The 19,679-nt window shown below is 61.9% G+C and carries 20 protein-coding genes and 1 pseudogene; 6 read left to right on the plus strand and 15 right to left on the minus strand.

Features of this window, described 5'->3' with window-relative positions; genetic code table 11:
• Window positions 1–18 precede the first annotated feature (18 nt).
• A complete protein-coding gene (gene elbB / locus B0W55_RS04045) occupies window positions 19–687 on the plus strand; it encodes an isoprenoid biosynthesis glyoxalase ElbB (RefSeq protein ID WP_077044736.1) in 669 nt (222 codons plus the stop codon).
• 165 nt (window positions 688–852) lie between these two features.
• Here the strand turns inward: elbB and B0W55_RS04050 are convergent, their stop codons facing one another.
• The 5 genes from B0W55_RS04050 to B0W55_RS04070 form a co-directional block, all read right to left on the minus strand.
• On the minus strand, window positions 853–1,311 hold the full coding sequence (locus tag B0W55_RS04050) for a YaiI/YqxD family protein (protein WP_077044737.1): 459 nt from the start codon (window positions 1,309–1,311) through the stop codon (window positions 853–855).
• Between the two features lie 109 nt (window positions 1,312–1,420).
• Complete coding sequence (locus tag B0W55_RS04055; RefSeq protein ID WP_077044738.1) at window positions 1,421–3,316, minus strand: FTR1 family protein; 1,896 nt, start codon at window positions 3,314–3,316, stop codon at window positions 1,421–1,423.
• 266 nt (window positions 3,317–3,582) lie between these two features.
• Window positions 3,583–4,215: a homoserine/homoserine lactone efflux protein gene (rhtB, locus tag B0W55_RS04060; RefSeq protein WP_077044739.1), complete on the minus strand. Its 633-nt coding sequence runs from the start codon at window positions 4,213–4,215 to the stop codon at window positions 3,583–3,585.
• 190 nt (window positions 4,216–4,405) lie between these two features.
• Window positions 4,406–4,987 (minus strand): mechanosensitive ion channel family protein, encoded by a 582-nt coding sequence (locus B0W55_RS04065; RefSeq protein ID WP_077044740.1) that lies wholly within the window; start codon window positions 4,985–4,987, stop codon window positions 4,406–4,408.
• Entirely contained in the window at window positions 4,987–6,897 is a 1,911-nt protein-coding gene (locus B0W55_RS04070) for an ATP-binding cassette domain-containing protein (RefSeq protein ID WP_077044741.1), read from the minus strand. The genes B0W55_RS04065 and B0W55_RS04070 overlap by 1 nt, the downstream gene beginning before the upstream one ends.
• Window positions 6,898–6,947: 50 nt before the next feature.
• On the opposite strand from B0W55_RS04070, the gene B0W55_RS04075 reads away from it, so the two are divergent.
• Window positions 6,948–7,412: a TIGR02444 family protein gene (locus B0W55_RS04075; protein WP_077044742.1), complete on the plus strand. Its 465-nt coding sequence runs from the start codon at window positions 6,948–6,950 to the stop codon at window positions 7,410–7,412.
• Here B0W55_RS04075 and B0W55_RS04080 read toward each other — a convergent pair.
• Complete coding sequence (locus B0W55_RS04080) at window positions 7,409–8,617, minus strand: AlgP family protein (RefSeq protein ID WP_077044743.1); 1,209 nt, start codon at window positions 8,615–8,617, stop codon at window positions 7,409–7,411. The genes B0W55_RS04075 and B0W55_RS04080 overlap by 4 nt on opposite strands.
• A 193-nt stretch (window positions 8,618–8,810) precedes the next feature.
• Between B0W55_RS04080 and B0W55_RS04085 the strand changes: the two genes are divergently transcribed.
• Complete coding sequence (locus B0W55_RS04085) at window positions 8,811–9,476, plus strand: FKBP-type peptidyl-prolyl cis-trans isomerase (protein ID WP_077044744.1); 666 nt, start codon at window positions 8,811–8,813, stop codon at window positions 9,474–9,476.
• A gap of 59 nt (window positions 9,477–9,535) precedes the next feature.
• On the opposite strand, the gene B0W55_RS04090 is transcribed toward B0W55_RS04085, so the two are convergent.
• The 8 genes and pseudogenes from B0W55_RS04090 to B0W55_RS31460 form a co-directional block, all read right to left on the minus strand.
• Window positions 9,536–9,994, minus strand: a complete 459-nt coding sequence (locus tag B0W55_RS04090) for an Rsd/AlgQ family anti-sigma factor (protein ID WP_077044745.1) — start codon at window positions 9,992–9,994, stop codon at window positions 9,536–9,538.
• Between the two features lie 173 nt (window positions 9,995–10,167).
• A complete protein-coding gene (locus B0W55_RS04095; protein ID WP_077044746.1) occupies window positions 10,168–10,719 on the minus strand; it encodes a disulfide bond formation protein B in 552 nt (183 codons plus the stop codon).
• 252 nt (window positions 10,720–10,971) lie between these two features.
• Window positions 10,972–12,210: a heme biosynthesis protein HemY gene (locus B0W55_RS04100; protein ID WP_077044747.1), complete on the minus strand. Its 1,239-nt coding sequence runs from the start codon at window positions 12,208–12,210 to the stop codon at window positions 10,972–10,974.
• On the minus strand, window positions 12,207–13,364 hold the full coding sequence (locus B0W55_RS04105; RefSeq protein WP_077044748.1) for a uroporphyrinogen-III C-methyltransferase: 1,158 nt from the start codon (window positions 13,362–13,364) through the stop codon (window positions 12,207–12,209). Before B0W55_RS04105 ends, B0W55_RS04100 begins: the two co-directional genes overlap by 4 nt.
• Window positions 13,365–13,380: 16 nt before the next feature.
• On the minus strand, window positions 13,381–14,148 hold the full coding sequence (locus tag B0W55_RS04110; protein WP_077044749.1) for a uroporphyrinogen-III synthase: 768 nt from the start codon (window positions 14,146–14,148) through the stop codon (window positions 13,381–13,383).
• Complete coding sequence (gene hemC, locus B0W55_RS04115; protein ID WP_077044750.1) at window positions 14,145–15,086, minus strand: hydroxymethylbilane synthase; 942 nt, start codon at window positions 15,084–15,086, stop codon at window positions 14,145–14,147. Before hemC ends, B0W55_RS04110 begins: the two co-directional genes overlap by 4 nt.
• Before the next feature lie 137 nt (window positions 15,087–15,223).
• Entirely contained in the window at window positions 15,224–15,970 is a 747-nt protein-coding gene (locus B0W55_RS04120; protein WP_077044751.1) for a LytTR family DNA-binding domain-containing protein, read from the minus strand.
• Window positions 15,967–16,089, minus strand: a pseudogene (locus B0W55_RS31460) (sensor histidine kinase); the annotation flags it as partial. The pseudogene B0W55_RS31460 and the gene B0W55_RS04120, both read right to left, overlap by 4 nt.
• Before the next feature lie 337 nt (window positions 16,090–16,426).
• Between B0W55_RS31460 and argH the strand changes: the two are divergent.
• Window positions 16,427–17,821 (plus strand): argininosuccinate lyase, encoded by a 1,395-nt coding sequence (gene argH / locus B0W55_RS04125; RefSeq protein WP_077044752.1) that lies wholly within the window; start codon window positions 16,427–16,429, stop codon window positions 17,819–17,821.
• A gap of 130 nt (window positions 17,822–17,951) precedes the next feature.
• Here argH and B0W55_RS04130 read toward each other — a convergent pair whose 3' ends face one another.
• Entirely contained in the window at window positions 17,952–18,611 is a 660-nt protein-coding gene (locus B0W55_RS04130) for a glutathione S-transferase family protein (protein ID WP_077044753.1), read from the minus strand.
• Window positions 18,612–18,737: 126 nt separating this feature from the next.
• Between B0W55_RS04130 and B0W55_RS04135 the strand changes: the two genes are divergently transcribed.
• Window positions 18,738–19,022, plus strand: coding sequence for a hypothetical protein (locus tag B0W55_RS04135; RefSeq protein WP_077044754.1), 285 nt, complete (start codon window positions 18,738–18,740; stop codon window positions 19,020–19,022).
• Window positions 19,023–19,275: 253 nt separating this feature from the next.
• Window positions 19,276–19,521, plus strand: coding sequence for a TIGR02647 family protein (locus B0W55_RS04140; protein ID WP_077044755.1), 246 nt, complete (start codon window positions 19,276–19,278; stop codon window positions 19,519–19,521).
• The last annotated feature ends 158 nt before the right edge of the window (window positions 19,522–19,679 follow it).

A 19,679-nucleotide genomic window follows, 5' to 3' on the forward strand; every position in this document is an offset into this window, starting at 1 on the left:
GAATCTGGAGAAAAGCCCATGAGCAAAAAAGTTGCAGTGATCCTTTCCGGTTGTGGCGTATACGACGGCGCCGAGATCTACGAGAGCGTGATAACCCTGCTGCGCCTGGACCAGCGTGGCGCGCAGGTGCAGTGCTTCGCGCCGAACATTGCGCAGCTACATGTGATCAATCACCTGACCGGCGAAGAAATGCCCGAGTCGCGCAATGTACTGGTGGAGTCGGCGCGCATTGCCCGGGGCGAGGTCAAGGACCTGCGCGAAGCAGACGTCGAGGATTTCGATGCGCTGATCATTCCCGGCGGTTTCGGCTCGGCCAAGAACCTGTCCAACTTCGCCGTTGAAGGCACCGCTTGCAGCGTGCAACCGGAGGTCCTGGCCTTGACCGAAGCCTTCGCCGAAGCCGGCAAACCCGTGGGGCTGATCTGCATTTCGCCGGCCCTGGCGGCGAAGATCTATGGCCCGGGCGTGACCTGCACCATCGGCAACGACGCCGAAACCTCAGCGGCCTTGAACAAGATGGGCGCCACCCACAAAGAGTGTGCGGTGAGCGAGATCGTCGAAGACAAGGCGCGCAAACTGGTGAGCACCCCGGCCTACATGTTGGCCCAGAGCATCAGCGAGGCGGCGTCGGGCATCAACAAACTGGTCGACCGCGTGCTCGAGTTGACGCACGAAAACGACGCCTGACGCCCTTGGGCGACTGATTACCCGTGGCGAGGGCGCTTGCTCCCGTTCGACTGCGCAGCAGTCGCAAGACTCGTCGCCACATTTCTCGGTAAACCACCAACAGGTAGGGGTTTGGGGTTGCTTTGCAACCCAGCGGGAGCAAGCTCCCTCGCCACAGGTACGTTGTCAGGCAGGTTTGCGGATCAGTCGGGTCAGGATCCGGTCCAGCGCATTGGCAAACGCCTGCTTCTCGCGCTCGCCAAACGGCGCCGGGCCACCACTGATCTGCCCTTGCTCGCGCAAGTCGGTGAACAGGTTGCGCACCGCCAGTCGGTCGCCCATGTTCTGCGCGTCGAACTCCTTGCCCCGCGGGTCCAGCGCCGCCACGCCCTTCTTCACCAGACGGTCCGCCAGCGGCACGTCGCTGCAGATCACCAGCTCACCCGGCACCGCGTGCTCGACCAGGTAATCGTCCGCCGCGTCCGGACCGCTGGGCACCACGATCAGCTTCACCAGAGTCAGCGCCGGCTTGCTCTGCGGCTGACCGGCGACCATGCCCACTTCAAACTGGCGCTTGAGGGCGAACTTCACCACCAGGTCCTTGGCCGCCCGCGGGCAGGCGTCGGCATCGATCCATACGCGCATCGTTTTTTCCTCCGTTAAAAGCATCGCGGGCAAGCCTCGCGCCTACAGGTTAACGCTAAACCTGTCAGGCGCGAGGCTTGCCCGCGAAAGGTGAGCGCAGCGAATGCCGTTAAGCCGTCACCCGCCGCTTCTCCGCCACCCAGCTGCGGCCATACAGCACGACAATCGCAACGATCGCCACCGCCTGGGCAGTCAGCGAATAGGCATCGGCATGAATCCCCAGCCATTCGAAGTCGAAGAACGCCACCGGTCGCGTGCCGAAGATCCCCGCCTCCTGCAGCGCCTTCACGCCATGGCCGGCGAACACCACCGACAACGCGCAGAGCAGACCGGCGTTGATGCTGAAGAACAGCGTCAGCGGCAACTTCGCCGAGCCGCGCAGGATCACCCAGGCCAGCCCCACCAACAGCACCAGCGCCGTCGCACCGCCGGCCAGCACCGCGTCGTGGCCAGCAGGACCTGCCTGCAACCACAGGGTTTCGTAGAACAGAATCACTTCGAACAGCTCGCGGTACACCGAGAAGAACGCCAGAACCGCAAAACCAAAGCGCCCGCCGCCGCCCACCAGGCTGCTCTTGATGTAATCCTGCCAGGCGGCGGCATGGCGACGGTCGTGCATCCACACACCGAGCCACAGCACCATGACACTGGCGAACAACGCTGTCGCGCCTTCCAGCAACTCACGCTGCGAACCACTGACGTCGATGGCATAGGCTGCCACCGCCCAGGTCCCCAGACCGGCGAGCAGCGCCAGGCCCCAGCCGATGTTGACGCTGCGCACCGCCGATTGCTGGCCGGTGTTGCGCAGGAACGCCAGGATCGCCGCCAGCACCAGAATCGCTTCCAGGCCTTCACGCAGCAAAATCAACAGGCCGGAGATGTAGCTCAGCGACCAGCTCAAGCCATCGCTGCCCAGCAGGCCAGCCGAGGTTTTCAATTTAACCTTGGCCGCGTCCAGGCGCTGCTCGACCTGCTCCACCGGCAAACCATCCTGCAGCGACTGACGGTACGCCATCAGCGACTTTTCCGTGTCCTTGCGCACGTTGGCGTCGACGTTGTCCAGGGAGCTTTCGACCAGTTCGAAACCTTCCAGGTACGCCGCTACCGACAGGTCATAGGCCTGATCGTGGTCGCCGGCACGGTAGGCCGCGACGCTCTTGTCCAGCGTGGCGGCGGTATAGTCGAGCAACTGCGCCGGGCCACGCTTGACCTGCGGCGGTTGCGCCCGTTGTGCGCGGAAGGTCGCGGCAGCCTGCGGACCGTCGGCGGCCTGCACTTCGGCGGGTGTCTGACGGGCCAGGTCGGCAATGTTGTAGACCTTGTCGCCGCTGGCGGCCGCCGGGTCGGCGCTGAAGGTGGCGATGTAGGTGGCCAGGTCCCAGCGCTGACGGTCGTCCAGTTGATCGGCGAAAGCTGGCATGTCTGTGCCTTCGACCCCCAGGCCAACCGTGTTGTAGATCGCGTAGAGGCTCAGGTGATCCAGGCGTGCGTGATCGCGCAGATTGGCCGGTGGTGGCGTCAGGCCGACACCGGCCGGGCCATCCCCGGCACCGCTATCGCCGTGGCACACCGAACAGTGCTGCGCGTACAGCGGCGCCCCACGGGTCGGGTCGGGGGTGATGATCGGCGCCTGGCTGACTTCATAGGCCACGGCCAGTTTCGCCCCCAGTTGCCGCGCTTGACGGGCCACTTGCGCACCGCTTTGACGGTCGGCTATCGCGCTGCGCAGCGCACTGACTCCCTGCTCCAGCCCAGTCTTTTCAGGCTTGGCCGGCATCGCACTGACCAAGCCTTGCAGCGCCTGGACGAATTCCAGCTGCTCGCGGTACTCAGCATCATTGACGACCGCACCGTCCTGCACCGCGTGCGGGTAGTCCGCGCCGATGTAGTCGAGCAGGTGCAGGGCTTGCGGCGCGCCTTCCACCGTGTCGGCCAGCAGATTGAAACTGCATAGGGCGAACACCGGCGCGATCAGCCAGGCCAGGAAACGGGAGGGGGCAATCATGAATGAATCTCAATTGGAAACACGAAGTAATATATTGTTCACTCCCAATCACTTTCACTCAAGCTTTGTTGTGCTGAATCCCGCAATCCCCGACGCATGCCAGTGATTCATCCTCTTGGTGTGAGGTCAGAAAGGGTAAACCTTATTCAGGACGGGACACGCCATATGAAAAAGGCGACCTGAACAGGCCGCCTTTTTTTTGCACCCGGCTTTTGTGGCCAGTGAGCCTGTCGGATCGCCGCACCGTCGCGCTTGAGCGCGCGGGTTCAGACCGCCGCTTTGCGCAGGGTCGCCATGAACGCCGCCGCACCAATGAACAGCCCGGCAAAGGTGCGGTTCATGCGTTTCTGCTGCTTGGGTGTGCGCAACAGGCGCAGCACCTTGGACGCCAGCCCGGTGTAACCGGCCATGACGATCAGATCGACGCAGACCATGGTCACGCCAATGATCAGGTACTGGATCAGCAGCGGCGCGTGCGGGTCGATGAACTGCGGCAACACCGCCAGCATGAACACCAAGGCTTTGGGGTTGCTGATGTTCACCAGAAAGCCACGGAACACCAGCGCCATCGGTTTGCCGATCGGGCGGATGGCTGCGTCATCGCTCATGTCGCTGGGCAACGCGCGCCATTGCTTGATCGCCAGGTACACCAGGTAGGCCACACCGAACCATTTGATCGCATAGAACGCGGTGGCCGACGCGGTGAGAATCGCGCCGACACCGGCGCCGACAATGGCAATCTGCACCGCCAGGCCCAATTGCAGGCCCAGGGCGTTCCAGTAGCCACGCCAGAAACCGTATTGCAGACCGCTGGACATCGACGCAATGGCGCCGGCACCGGGAGACAGGCTGATCACCCAGCAGGCGGCAAAAAACGCCAGCCATGTTTGAAGCTCCATTGCACACCTCGACTCAGAATCGTGACAACTGTCTAAGCTAATGCGGCTTTGGGCGGATGACCATTGATTTTTTTGCGGGATGTTACAACTTTAGGGCCCCTTCGCGAGCAAGCCCGCTCCCCCATGTGCACTCGATCCACTGTGGGGGTCGGGCTTGCTCGCGAAAGCCATGGATCAGGCAACAGAAACCTTACTTTTCAAAACCGCTCGAAGGGAATGCATCGCTGCCCCGCCAACGCCGCACCGACCGCTGGAAGAACAGGCTGTTGGGCACCTGCACCATGGCACTGCCCGTGCCCAGTTCCTGCGCCTCGATCAGCGTGGTGTACAGCAGATTGATCGCCACCACTCGCCCCTTGACCCCGGGCTTGTCGGTGGTGTCCACCAACTCGACCACGTCACCGATCCGGAACGGGCCCACGGTGAAGATCAGGATCGCGCACAGCAGATTGGAGAGCACACTCCACATGGCGAAAAACGCCACCGCTGCGACCGCGACAAAACCGGAAAGCGCCGTCCACAGTACGGTGGCCGACACCCCGAGGCGCTCGAGCACGAAAATCAGCGCGCTGCCCATGATCAGCCAGCGCAAACCGCCACGCAGCGGCATCAGCAATTGCGGTGGGAAGGGGTAGCGCTCACCCAGTCGGGTCAGGCCCTTGGCCACGAACCGCTGGGCGATGTAACCCGCCAACAGGATCAGCAGAATTTGCACACCGAGCCAGATCGGCTCAATCCACATTGCCGGCAGCGGCAGCTTGAACGCATCCATCAGGACAGCGACTCCAGCTCCGCCTGCATGCTTTCGAGCAGTTCCAGAGCTTCCATCCAGGCCTCTTCCAGCTCCGCTTCACGCACCTTCAGCTTGGCCTGCTCGGCCAGCAGATCGCGCAATTCGTTCTTGCGCATTGGCTCGTAGATGTCGCTGTCGCCCAGGCTGACATCGATTTTCGCCAGCTTCTCGTGCAGCTTGCCCAACTCGGCTTCAAGCTTGTCAGCCTCGCGCTTGTGCGGTGCCAGTTGCTGACGCAGTGCAGCGGCGGCCTGACGCTGGGCCTTCTTGTCGGTCTTGTCCGGGTTGACCGCAGTGGTGCTCACCGGCGCATTGCGCTGACGATATTCCACCAGCCAGCGGGTGTAGTCCTCCAGGTCGCCGTCGAACTCTTCGACCTTCCCGTCCGCCACCAGGTAGAAGTTATCGGTGGTGCTCTTGAGCAGGTGACGATCGTGGGAGACCACCAGTACCGCGCCACTGAATTCCTGCAGGGCCATGGTCAGCGCCAGGCGCATTTCCAGGTCCAAGTGGTTGGTCGGTTCGTCGAGCAGTAACAGGTTCGGCCGGTCCCAGGCGATCAAGGCCAGGGCCAGGCGCGCCTTCTCGCCACCGGAGAAGTTCAGCACCGGCTCGTCGATTCGCGCGCCACGGAAGTCGAAGCCGCCGAGGAAATCGCGCAGGGTCTGCTCGCGCTCGGTCGGGGCCAGACGCTGCAGGTGCAGCAACGGGCTGGCCTTGGCGTCCAGGGAATCAAGCTGATGCTGGGCGAAGTAGCCGACGACGGTGTTCTCGCCGCGGGTCAAGCGACCGGCCAGGGGCGACAGTTCGCCGGCCAGGTTCTTGATCAGGGTCGACTTGCCCGCGCCGTTGGGGCCAAGCAAACCGATCCGCGCACCCGGGGTCAGTTGCAGCTTGACCTTCTCCAGCACGGTCTTGTCGCCGTAGCCCAGGCGGGCATCGGACAGGTCGATCAGCGGGCTGGAAATTTTCTGCGATTCGCGGAAGACGAAGTCGAACGGCGAATCGACGTGGGCAGCGGTCAGCTCTTCCATCCGCTCCAGCGCCTTGATCCGGCTCTGGGCCTGACGGGCCTTGGTGGCCTGGGCCTTGAAGCGTGCGATGTAGCTTTCCATGTGCGCACGCTGCGCCTGCTGCTTCTCGTAGGCCTGCTGTTGCTGGGCCAGGCGTTCGGCACGGGCACGCTCGAAGGCGCTGTAGCCACCGCGGTACAGGGTGATCTTGCGTTGATCGACGTGGGCCACGTGATCGACCACGGCATCGAGGAAGTCCCGGTCGTGGGAGATCAGCATCAGGGTGCCTGGATAGCTCTTGAGCCACTCTTCGAGCCAGATGATGGCGTCGAGGTCCAGGTGGTTGGTCGGTTCGTCGAGCAGCAACAGGTCCGAGGGGCACATCAGGGCCTGGGCCAGGTTCAGACGCATCCGCCAGCCGCCGGAGAAATCCCCCACCGGGCGGTCCATCTGCTCGTTGGTGAAGCCAAGGCCTGCCAGCAGCTTGCGGGCCCGGGCGTCGGCGGTGTAACCGTCGGCACTGTCGAGCTCGGAGTGCAGGCGGGCCTGTGCGGCACCGTCATGGGCCGCTTCGGCTGCCGCCAGGTCACGTTGCACCTGGCGCAGGCGAAGGTCGCCATCGAGCACGTAGTCGACCGCCAGGCGATCAAGGGTATCGACCTCCTGGCGCATGTGGGCGATACGCCAGTCGGCCGGCAGGAAGCAATCACCCGAATCCGGGTGCAGTTCGCAGCGAAGCAAGGCGAACAGGCTCGATTTGCCGGCGCCGTTGGCACCGATCAGGCCGGCTTTCTGGCCGGCGTGCAGGGTCAGCTCGGCGTCTTCTAGCAGACGTTGCGGGCCACGCTGTAAAGTCAGGTTCTGAAGTCGAATCATAATGGCGGCGGAGTCTACCAGCTTCGCTCGCAACTGGCGCGAGTAGCACTATGTCCTCTGACCTGTGGAGCTTTTCCGTTGAAACCTACATCCGTCGCGGCGCTGAACCCGCGTGCCTGCAGTTGCAGTCAGCGGGTGTGAACGTGTGCCTGCTGCTGTGCGGGTTATGGCTGGAGGCGCGTGGCGTTGCCTGCACCGAACAGCGCTTGCAGTCGCTGCGAGTGACGGCAGGGCCTTGGGATACGGATGTCGTGCAACCGCTGCGGGCCTTGCGCCAGCAATGGAAAGCCGCCGCCAGCTTGGATGCCGGGCTCAATGAATTACGCAGCCAAGTGAAGTCACTGGAAACGGAAGCGGAAAAACATCTGTTGTTGCGCCTGGAGCGATCGGCAGAACGCTGGCCGCAAGATGGGACGACCGAGACATCGGCCTGGCTCGAAGGGGTAGCGGCGGGCGCCGCACACCTGAACCGCGACGCGCTGCATCAGCTGCGCGTCGCGGCAACCGGCACTTAGGAGGCGCTGGTTGGGGTGTTGCTGGTGCTCGACGGTGCCACTGGCGTTGGCGCACTGGTGGTGGCCGTCGAGGCAGGGGCTGCCGGCGCAGGGGCGGCCGAAGCGGTTGGCGCCGGGCTTGCTGGCTTGGCGGCAGGCGCCGGGGTCGGCTTGGCAGCAGCGGCCGGCTTTTTCACGGCTGGTTTGGCGGCAGGCTTGGCGGCTGGTTTTGCAGCCGGTTTGGCTGCGGCCGGTTTGGCTGCTGGTTTAGCGGCAGCTGGCTTGGCAGCGGTTGCTGGTTTGGCGGCGGCAGGTTTGGCAGCGGCTGCTGGTTTAGCGGCAGCTGGTTTGGCCGCTGGCTTGGCCGCAGCAGGTTTTGCAGCAGCGGTTTTGGCCGCTGGTTTTGCGGCAGGTTTTGCGGCAGGTCTTGCGGCTGGCTTGGCAGCGGTTTTAGCTGCAACTGGTTTCGCAGCTGGCTTGGCGGCCGGCTTCGCGGCTGCGGTTTTAGCCGCTGGTTTTGCGGCAGGTTTGGCAGCGGGTTTTGCCGCTGTGGTTTTCGCTGCAGCAGGTTTGGCAGCAGCCGTTCTTGCAGCAGGTTTAGCGGCGGTGGTTTTGGCAGCCACTGGCTTGGCGGCAGGCTTGGCAGTTGCAGTTTTGGCAGCTGGTTTTGCAGCGCTGGCAGCGACTGGTTTTTTCGCTGCGGGTTTGGCAGCAGCGGTTTTCGCAGCAGGTTTAGCGGCAGGTTTTGCTGCGGTCTTGGCCGGTGCTTTTGCGGCAACCGGTTTGGCAGCGACTTTCCTGGCAGGGGCCGCAGCCGCCTTGGCCGAACGCAGGGACAGTGCCTTGCCGACAGCCTCTTGCACGCGACCAACACCCTGGGCCAGTTTCAGGCTTTCCTGAGCGTCGCGCTTGAGTTGCAGGATGTAGCCACGAGTGTCCGACTGACGTTCCTTGAGGGCGTCGAGCAGGTCTTCGAGTTCCTTCACGCCATCCTTCGCCTTGGCTTGTGCCTTGGCTTTGCCGGCCGCTGCAGCGTCCTGCAATTTGGTGCGGGATTTGTGCAATTTCTCTTGAGCTTTGCCGCGCTGTTTTTCCAGTTTGGCGAGCAGTTTTTCAGCATCAGCCAAGGCTTCTGAACAAGCAGTTTCTAAGTGCTCGAGCAAGCTGCCCGACAGTTGTTGGAGCAGGTGCAACGGAGTGTTTACTGGCTTCTTGGTGGCCGACATGGTTTACCTCCTGGCTGAAGTGAGTTGCGGCTCATACTAGACCTCTGCTGCAACCGCCGCTAGGGCATGTTGACACTATCGAAAGCGTCCTGTTGCAAAGCGGTGAAAAACTTCTGCAGTTGCGCAAAAGCAGTTCACCGTTAAGCACATTCACACTGGCATAATCGCTCGCATCTCAGGTCGGAGGGTGCCCATGTCGCGCTACCTTTTTTTATCGCTGTGCGTGATTTTTTCCGTGGCCCAGGCCGCGGAAAAAAACCAGGAAAATGACGCTCACGATCTCGCTTACAGCCTCGGTGCAAGCCTGGGCGAACGCCTGCGTCAGGAGGTTCCCGACCTGCAACTCAAGGCACTGGTCGAAGGCTTGCAGCAGGCCTATCAAGGCAAGCCACTGGCGTTGAAGGATGAGCAGATCGAACAGATTCTTGCCGAACACGAAGCCCGCGTCGCCATGCAGACACCCGCGCCGCAAAACGAACTGGCGTTGGAGCACGAGCAACGTTTTCTTGCCGATGAAAAAGCCAAACCCGGCGTGCGCGAACTGGCGGACGGAATACTGCTGACGGAGCTGACACCGGGCAACGGCGCCAAAGCCGGACCCAATGGAAAAGTGCAGGTGGTTTACATCGGTCGCCTGCCTGACGGCACCGTATTCGACCAGAACAATCAGCCGCAGTGGTTCAGTCTCGACAGTGTGATCAGTGGCTGGCGCAGTGCGTTGCAGCAGATGCCGGTCGGTGCGAAATGGCGGCTGGTGATTCCATCGGCGCAAGCCTATGGCGCCGACGGTGCAGGTGACCTGATCGCGCCGTACACGCCCCTGGTGTTCGAAGTGGAGTTGCGCGGCGCCACCAGCTGACCGCACAAATGAAAACGGTGCGCCGAGGCGCACCGTTCAAAGGTCTTGCAGGAAGGGCTTCAAGCCTGGACCGAGTCTTCGGCCTTGTGCGCGGTGTGCAGCACTTCGATCAGGCAGTCTTCCAGTTCGAAGCGTTCGTGCAACAGGCCGCCGAGTTCCTTGAACTTCTCTGCGACGCATTTGCCCTCATCACACAGGTCGTTGAACGCGAGGAGTTTCTCGGTGATGACATCGATTCGCGGGTAGATCGTCTCGGCCAGTTCCAGACCACGCTTGTCGTTGAAGGCCTTGGCCTCCCCTGTCAGTTGTTCGTAGATCTCGAAGTGGCCGGCAGAGACGTAATCGACCAGCACGCCGCAGAATTCCTGCAAAGGCTTGCGGTTTTCACCGAGCGCTTCAGGCTTGGCGCCGAGCGCATCATAGGCGCCGATCAGTTCTCGACGCTCCTGCAACCAGCGATCGATCAGCAGGTGCACTCCACCCCAGCGTTCCTGAGCATTCTGACAACTTTCGAGCATGGTGATCTCTCTTCCCTTGTGGGTCAGCTGCTCTGTGCCCGTGTGCGCCTCTTGTAATGGGCGTTCGGGCAGAGCGTCATCGAGCAACATAATTCCAATGACACGTGCGGGCCAGATTATGCCCGCACGACTGTGGCTTCAAGGTACGCAGGCGATAAAGTTCATACAAGTGTTTAATCGCGCGCCAGTGCGTGAGGCGCCGAATCGCCGCCGAGCGGTCGTCGTACCGCGGCCCAGACAAGACGCAACAACTGATAAACACCGAGTATCAACATCGCGACGAAGAACAGCAGACTCCACTCAGGGATGCTCAGGTCGAGCAGCGTCCAGGAGCGCTGTGGGCAATCGAAAGACCCGTTGAAGATCTGTTGCACGACGCAGACCCAGGACGCACTGGCAAACAGTCCGGGCAGATCGGACCCGCAGACTGATAGCTGATGCAGCGGATCATTCTGCAACAGCACCTGTCGCCACGCGGTGACCGTGCCCGCCACACTGCACAGAAGACCGGCCAGCCAATAAAGGGAAGCGCCGAGGGGACCGGGGCCGTGGACTGCGGCTATCAGGCAGATGCCCGTCAGCATTGCAAGGCAGACACGCTGCAACAGGCACAATCCACAAGGGCTCAGGCCGATGGAATATTGCAGGTAGTAGGACACGCCCAAGACCAGGGCGCCCGCAACGAAGACCGTGAAAAACAAGGAGCGTGTGCAGGCCGCAGACATGAGTTTTCCGTAACAGTTGAGAACGACGGCTACGGTAGAGGAAAGCATTCTGACGTTTCAAGACAAGCGAATACGGACTATTCAGCAAGGCCGTAGAGAATTCCCGACACGTGTTGGAGGATTCGGCGTAGCCCTTTGTAGGACTATTCAAAGAACGCTATCGGACGGAAAAAAATCCGACAATTATGTGGAGCTGGGGCCGCTACGCGACCCCACGGGAACAAGCCCCTCGCCACACCTTTGCCGCCGCCATCAAGCGTGAGCCGGTACCGGCAGCGGCGCTGCCAGCAAGCGTTCATCCAGCAAGCCCAGGCCTTCCTGAAACAACTGGTTGCTGCGCTCTGTATCACCCATTTGCGCCAGCAACCGCGCCAGTTCCGCGCAGGCTTCGGGGTTGCGCTGAATTCGCAGGCTGCTTTCCAGATAGTCGCGCGCCTTGCCCCACAGGCTGCTCTGCAGGCAAAGCCGCCCCAGGGTCAGCAACAAGCTTGAATCGGCAGGGTGATCCTTGAGCCAACCCTCGGCCAGCTGCAACTGACGCGCCGGATCACTGCCGCGCACCAGGCCATAGAGACGTGCCAGGTGACTGTCGTAGTTGCGTTTGAGCGCCGTGCGCAAGACTTCTTCGGCCTCGGCTTGCGCCCCCAGCTGTCGCAGTTGCTCGGCATAGGCGAGCACCAGTTGCGGCTCCTGGCGCTGGGCCGACGTCAGTTGCTGCCAGGCGCCATTGAGCGATTGCAAACCGACGGTCCCGTCCGCTTCCCGCTGCGCCGCCAGAGACAGGTTATTGCCCCATGCACGACGCTCCAGCTCCGCCAGTTCTGCCGCGGGCAGGACCTTGTCTTTGCGCAGTTCCGGCAACAGCTTAATCACCGCGGACCAGTCGCCACGCTGCTGATGCAGACGTTGCAACTGGCGCAAGGTCTGGGCGTTATGCGGGTGACGCTCGTGCATCGCTTGCAGTGTCGCCAGGGCACCGTCGGTGTCCCCGCGATCGGTTTGCAATTGTGCGTGATTCAAGGCAATCGCCAACTCGGCCTGGGGCTGGCGCTCCAGCGCACGCTCCAGCAGGTTGTCGCTCTCTTCGTAATGGCCTTGTTCATTGGCGGCTCGGGCGGCTCCGAGGTAATAGAGCAGTGGCTGGCGCTCGGCTTCGGCGGCCCGAGACAAGTGCCGTTGCGCACTGGACCAACGCCCTTCCGCCAGATCCAGTTGACCGTGTTCGATGGCGACCTGCACCCGTCGACTGCGATTGCGCCGCGACATGGGATTGACCACGCCAGCGGAGGTCATGACCAGCAAGACCAGCGCCTTGATGCCCCAGATCACCAGCCACAGCACGGCCACCAACGCCAGCGTCGCCCACAGGCTCGATTCGAAACGGAAGCTCCTGTAGGCGATCAGCACGTAACCGGAATGCTCGGCAATCGCCAGCCCCAACGCCGCCGCGGCGGCGATGACCAGAAACACGATCACATACAGGCGCTTCATGGCGTAGCCTCCTGCGCAGTACTTGCAGCAGGCTTGGGCAATGGCTTGATCGAATCTTCTGCGTTGACGTTGCGCCGCTCAAGATACCCCTGCACCGCACTCAGCGTGCCGGTCAGGTCAGGCGTCACCACGGTCACCGGCTGCTTGCTCAGTTCGGCCAACTGTTCAAGCATCACTTTGCTCTGCGGGTTGTCCGGGTTGAAATTGCCCTTGAGCACATCACGGGCCTCGTCCAGCGCCTGGCTGTAGACCGCCGCCTGGCCGTTGAGCGCGGCCCATTGCGCCTGCTCCAGGGTCAGGCTCAGCGCCAGACGCACCTGGCTCAGGCTCTGCCCGGCGAGCAACGGACGGACGTTCTTGTCGGCATTGAAATCGATGCGAATGTAGTGCGAGATCTGATCCCACCATTGCGCCCAGCGACTGGCGCCGTCACCGTCGGCGGTCAGGCCAAGCAGAGACTCACCACGATCCTTGTATTCAGGGGCCAGCTCGGTCAGGCCTACTACCTGCTCGCGCAACGCCCCCAGGCGCAGGAACAGACCGGTGCGGTCCGGCTGATCGGTGCTGCGCAAGGCCACCAGGGTCTTGGCCACCTGTTCCCGCGCGGCGAAGGCGCCCGGATCGTTTTGCTCTCGAAGAATATCGTCGGCGCCCTGCACCAGCGCCTGCGCGCTGCTGATGTCCTGCAAAGCGGACAGACGCAGGCTGGCCAGGCGCAGCAGGTGCTCGGCCTCGGCCAGGCGCCAGTCCTTGCGGCTGGCGCCCAGGACGGTTTCCAGACGTTGATTGAGCCGCTGCTGATCGCCCTGCAGCTGAATCACCAGCCGGCTGCGCTCTTCCAATACGTCGGCGCCGGGCAATTGCTCCAGACGCGCGCTCATGCGTTGCGCGTTGAGTTTCAGGCTTTGCGTTTCATCGCCCAACGCCTGCACCTGACTCAACTGCTGCTGATTGGTCGTCTGCAGGTGGCGCACCTGCCACACCCCCCAGCCGCCCACCGCAATACCGGCAGCGCCCAACAACAGCGCGACGATGGCCAGGCCATTGCCCCGACGCTGCGGCACAACAGGGGGCAGTGTTTCGTTGAAAGGGGTATCAACCGGCGCTTCAGGCACAGGCCGGACGTCATCTTTAGGCAAGGCTGTTTCGCTCACGTATCCATCCTTTGCATTAGAGAACGGGCACGGGATGCTCCCGTAACGCCGTCAGCAAAGCCGCGGCACTGGCGCCACGACAATCCACAACTGTTTGGGCGCCGGCGGCACGTGCCAGCTCGGCGACCCTGGGGCTTGGTACAAACAACGACAACTGCGCCAATCGCGGCCAGTCATTGCCAGCCAACTGCCGCAGGTGTTCAAAACCCTGTCCACTGCTGACCACCAGTGCATTCAGGCGTTCCGCCTGGATCCGTTCAGGCAGCGCTCCCGGCGGGTAGTGCGGCAGCTCACGGCGGTACAATTGCAGATAATCGACGCGAGCACCTCGCTCGCGCAAACCCTGCGCCAGCAGCTCGCGCCCGCCTTCGCCACGCAGTATCAATACCCGCGGATCCGGCCGGGCAATCGCCTGGCGCAAGCGCCCCAATTCAAGCAAGGCTTCGCTGTCGTCGCCTTCCTTCGGAAAGCTCACATCCAGACCATGCTCTTCAAGAATCTGCGCGGTGGCCGCACCGACGCTGAAGCATTTGACCTCGGGTACTCTCGGGCAAAACCGCTCAAGCAACTGGACACCGAGTCGCGCCGCAGGTTTGCTGACCACGATCACCGCGCAGTAGCGATCCAGCTTCTGGATCGCCTCGCGCATTGTGTCAGAGACCGGGATCGGCACGATGTCCAAAAGCGGCAGGCTGCTGCTGAAAATCCCCTGCTCTGCCAGGACGCTGCCCAGCGCCGCCGATTCATCCGCCGGACGCGTCAGCAGCAGGCGCCAGCCAGTCACTCGTGACCTGCCTCGCCATACACCGCTTTTAGGATGTCCGCGGCGCCCTGGCTCAACAAGTCTTCGGCCACGCGTACACCCAAGGCTTCGGCATCGCCGCGTGGCGCGCGTGCCTGGGCACTGAGCAGCAATCCACCGCTGGGCTCGCCCACCAGACCACGCAACCAGACCTGCTCGCCTTCAAGTACGGCGTAGCAGGCGATCGGCACCTGGCAACCGCCATTGAGGTGTTTGTTGAGGGCGCGTTCGGCCGTCACGCGAATCGCGGTGTCCTGGTGATGCAGTGGCGCCAGCAACGCGTGAATCTCACTGTCGGCGCTGCGACATTCGATGCCCACTGCGCCCTGACCACCGGCCGGCAGACTGTCATCGACACTGATGGCCGAGGTGATGCGATCTTCGAAACCCAGGCGGATCAAACCGGCGGACGCGAGGATGATGGCGTCGTACTCGCCGGCATCGAGCTTGGCCAGGCGCGTGTTGACGTTGCCGCGCAGGAAGCGGATTTCCAGGTCCGGGCGACGGGTCAACAGTTGGGCCTGGCGACGCAGGCTCGAGGTGCCGACGATGCTGCCCGGGGGCAACGCATCGAGGCTGGCATAGGTATTGGAGACAAAGGCGTCTCGCGGGTCTTCGCGCTCGCAAATGCAGAACAGGCCCAGGCCTTGCGGGAAGTCCATCGGCACGTCTTTCATGGAGTGCACGGCGATGTCGGCTTCGTTTTCCAGCAGTGCGGTTTCCAGTTCCTTGACGAACAGGCCCTTGCCGCCGATTTTCGACAGCGGCGAGTCCAGCAGCTTGTCGCCGCGACTGACCATCGGAACCAGGGTCACGAGCAGGCCTGGATGGGCCTCTTCCAGACGGGCTTTGACGTATTCGGCCTGCCACAGGGCAAGAGCGCTTTTACGGGTGGCGATGCGGATTTGGCGAGAGGACATGGATCAATCCGTACTGAATAGATACGACGGATAATAACAGCTCAGCCAAATCCACTTTGACTTGTATCAGAAACTACTCGGCCTCCCTGGCCCCGCAAGTCCGGAAATCGGGTGGAATATGCGCTGCGGCCCGCGATTCAAAGCTGTTGCATCATTTTCCGCACGCCGGCCACATGGCGCCGACTGACGATCAGGGCATCGCCGTTCAAGCCCTTGAGGAACAGTTGGAAATGCCCCAGAGGCGTACGCTGCAAGCGTTCGATCCGATCGCGAGCCACCAGTGCGTTGCGGTGGATGCGTACAAAACGGTCGCCGAATTCGTCTTCAAGGGCCTTGAGCGGCTCGTCGAGCAGCACTTCACCCGCTTCATGACGCAGGGTCACGTATTTGTGGTCGGCAATGAAGTAGACCACCTGATCCAGCGGGATCAACTCGATCCCTTTGCGGGTACGGGCGCTGATATGGCTGCGAGGGCCGCTGCCACTTTCCGCGGCCGGACGAGTCAGGGCCGACAGTTGAACACGGTTGGGACGTTCGGCTTTTTTCAACGAGTCATGTAATTGTTCAGTTCTCACAGGTTTCACCAGATAGCCTACGGCGCTGGCCTGTAAGGCTTCCACGGCAAATTCATCGGGGCCTGTGCAAAACACCACGGCGGGCGGGGTTTCACGTTCGCACAATCGCGCGGCCACTTGCAGGCCATCGAGGCCCGGCATGCGGATATCGAGCAGCACGATATCCGGCTTGTGACTGTCGATCAGTGCCAACGCTTCTTCGCCATTCGTGGCGCTGGGCTCCAGGACACTGTATCCCTCGAGTTCGCCAACCATTCGGCTCAGGCGCTCGCGGGCAAGGGGGTCGTCATCAACGATCAGGACATTCATATTGCGCTGGATTCCTGCGTGAGTCTCGCACAAGGATAGCGTAGACAGGTGAAGTGACGTCCGTCACCGCGATCCACGCTAAGACTAGCGCGAGCGTCAAAAAGTGCCGCTGGTCCGGCGGCTAAATTTTCAAGTGCCGGGTAATTGGCGGCCCAGGCCCGCATTGGCGACAGATCGCCACAGGGTTTGCTGATACGCAATATGAACACCCCCTCTTCTTATAGTCAGCGTCTGCACCGGTAAGTGCGCTGGTCCTACTGTCCAACTGTAGACGGTTGCCGGGACGTTATTGCTCAATTGAAAAATATCGTTGTGCAAATTGCCCGGGACGTATTCCGGGCAGGGCTGGCGCCCCCGAAAAACCAGTCGACCAGCGTCTGCGACAGCCCTGGCAACCCTGTTATTATCCGCCGCAGCTTTCAACGTCACTTTTCTTCAGCCGATACGAGCGAATTCATGAGCACTGACAAGACCAATCAGTCCTGGGGCGGCCGCTTCAGTGAACCCGTCGACGCCTTCGTCGCCCGCTTCACCGCCTCCGTCACCTTCGACCAGCGCCTGTATCGCCACGACATCATGGGTTCGATCGCCCACGCCACGATGCTGGCCAAGGTCGGCGTGCTGACCGATGCCGAGCGCGACAGCATCATCGACGGGTTGAACACCATCCAGGGTGAAATCGAGGCCGGCCAGTTCGACTGGCGCGTAGACCTCGAAGACGTGCACATGAACATCGAGGCGCGCCTGACCGATCGCATCGGCGTGACCGGTAAAAAGCTGCACACCGGCCGCAGCCGAAACGACCAGGTGGCCACCGATATCCGCCTGTGGCTGCGTGACGAAATCGACCTGATCCTGAGTGAAATCACCCGCCTGCAAAAAGGCCTGCTGGAGCAGGCCGAGCGCGAAGCCGGCAGCATCATGCCGGGCTTCACCCACCTACAGACCGCGCAGCCGGTGACCTTCGGGCATCACATGCTGGCCTGGTTCGAAATGCTCAGCCGCGACTACGAACGCCTGGTCGACTGCCGCAAGCGCACCAACCGCATGCCCCTGGGCAGCGCCGCGCTGGCGGGCACCACCTACCCGATCGACCGCGAATACACGGCGCAATTGCTGGGCTTCGAGGCCGTGGGCGGCAACTCGCTGGACAACGTGTCCGATCGTGACTTCGCTATCGAATTCTGCTCGGCCGCGAGCATCGCGATGATGCACTTGTCGCGCTTCTCCGAAGAGCTGGTGCTGTGGACCAGCGCGCAGTTCCAGTTCATCGATCTGCCGGACCGTTTCTGCACCGGCAGCTCGATCATGCCGCAAAAGAAAAACCCGGATGTGCCAGAGCTGGTGCGTGGCAAGACCGGCCGCGTGTTCGGCGCGCTGATGGGCCTGCTGACCCTGATGAAGGGCCAGCCACTGGCCTACAACAAGGACAACCAGGAAGACAAGGAACCGCTGTTCGACGCCGCAGACACCCTGCGCGATTCGCTGCGGGCCTTTGCCGACATGATCCCGGCGATCAAGCCCAAGCACGCGATGATGCGCGAAGCGGCGCTGCGCGGTTTCTCCACCGCCACCGACCTGGCGGACTATCTGGTGCGCCGTGGCCTGCCATTCCGTGATTGTCACGAAATCGTTGGCCATGCCGTGAAGTACGGGGTGGAAAGCGGCAAGGACCTGGCAGAAATGAGCCTGGAAGAGCTGCGCAAGTTCAGCGACCAGATCGAGCAGGACGTGTTTGCCGTGCTGACCCTGGAAGGTTCGGTCAATGCCCGTGATCACATCGGCGGTACTGCGCCGGCGCAGGTCAAAGCGGCCGTTGCGCGCGGTCAGGCGTTGATCGCCAGCCGCTAAAAGCACAGAAGCTTCGCGAGCAAGCCCGCTCCCACATTAGATTGCTGGTGGACACAAATTTTGTGAACACCACGGTCCGGTGTGGGAGCGGGCTTGCTCGCGAATACGCTCTTGAAACCGCTACAGGAACTTACTTCTTGGACGCGATCATCGCCATGAACGCCGGCATCGCCGCGTCCTTGTCCGCAGCAATGCGCTGCACGTTCGGGTTCTGTTCCAGGCGTTCCAGCAACGCCTTGGCCGCCGGCAACTGCGCCAACAGGTCGATATCGAACAGCTTCTTCGCCACGCCGCAGGCCAGCGGCACGCTGTACAGGAAATACAGATCCGCCACGCTCAGACTGTCGCCTGCCACATAGGGGCCAAATTTCCCGTGTCGAGCCAGCGACGCAATCCCCAGCAGCAACTCCGCCCGGGTCTTTTCCTTGATCGCCTCTGGCAGCGTCATGCCAAAGAACGCCTCCGAGTAACACGCACGCGCAGGCAGTTCGATGTACAGCTCGATCTCCCTGGCCAGCGCCAGCACCTGGGCCCGCTCGAATGGTTCAACGGGCAGCAGCGGCTTGCCTTGTTGGCTTTGCTCGATGTATTCCAGAATCACGCTGGTTTCATTGATGAAACCCTGTTCGACACCCAGCACCGGCACCTTGCCACGCGGGCTGACGGCCAGCGCATCGGGGGTCTGACCGCCGTAAAACGGCACTTCTTCGAACGGCAGTCCTTTTTCCAGCAACGCCAGCTTCACCATGTTGTAGTAGTTGCTGACCGAAAATCCATAAAGCTTGAGCATTACAAAGCCTCCAGGCCGTGCAGGGGGTTGGCAGTGCCCTGTTATAGAACGCCAAGTGCGTTCTTGCCAGCAGCATCACGGCCCTGAATGCGGGTAAACTGGCCGTCATTTCCAGAGGAGCCTGCCATGAGCGAGCCAACCGATATCGACAACGACGAAGAAGAGTTCGCCGAAAGTACCCTGATCCAGGCCATCGAAAACCAGATCGAAAGCGATAATCCGCCCGCGGCCAAGGCCACCTTCAACAAGCTGACCCTGGTGGGTTATGAGCGCGAGGACATCCTGAACCTGATGGCCCACGTTCTGGCGGTAGAAATCGACGCAATCCTCGAAGAAGACCGCGCGTTCGACACCGAATGGTACGAAGCGGCATTGCGGGCGCTGCCCGAGCTGCCACCACAAAGGAATTGACCCCCCGGCTGGCCGTAACACATCTGTGGTGAGGGGATTTATCCCCGCTCGGCTGCCAAGCAGTCGCAAATCCGGACAACTCTGTCTGGCTGAAAGGTCACTGAGGGCCGCTTCGCGCCCCAGCGGGGATAAATCCCCTCACCCCAAATCTTCGCCATGACAAAAAAACCCTGCCGCGAGCACTGGACATGCCGCACCGGCGGGTTCACCTTAGGGGCGCTGTCGTCCAATTCCTAGAAAGTCTGGAGTCCTTATGTCGCTTACCCCTGAGTTGGTTGCCGAACTGGAAATCCTCGCACTCTTCACCCTGGACAGTTCCCAGGAAGGCCTGAAAATTCATCAGACCGCTGCCCCCAAAGCCATTGCCGCCGCCCAACGCCTGTACGAAAAAGAACTGATCGACCAACCCGATGGCGGTTACCTGACCAGCCTGGGACGTGATGCCGCGCAAAGCATACAAACCGTTCTGACCATCCTGAGCGTCCGGGAAACAGCCTGAATTGCACCGTCTCGCCCACGGAAAGCCCTGATCGGGATTTCCGCGGGCCGACCCGGCAGGTAGCGCCCTTCAAAACGTTATAAATCTGACGCCAAAAAACCAAATTCAGCTTAAATGTCTCCTGGCCAAGGCGCTAAACTGCGCGTACCCGAGAGCCT

Origin of the sequence: Pseudomonas sp. KK4 (assembly GCF_001984065.1) — a bacterium.
Classification (GTDB): domain Bacteria; phylum Pseudomonadota; class Gammaproteobacteria; order Pseudomonadales; family Pseudomonadaceae; genus Aquipseudomonas.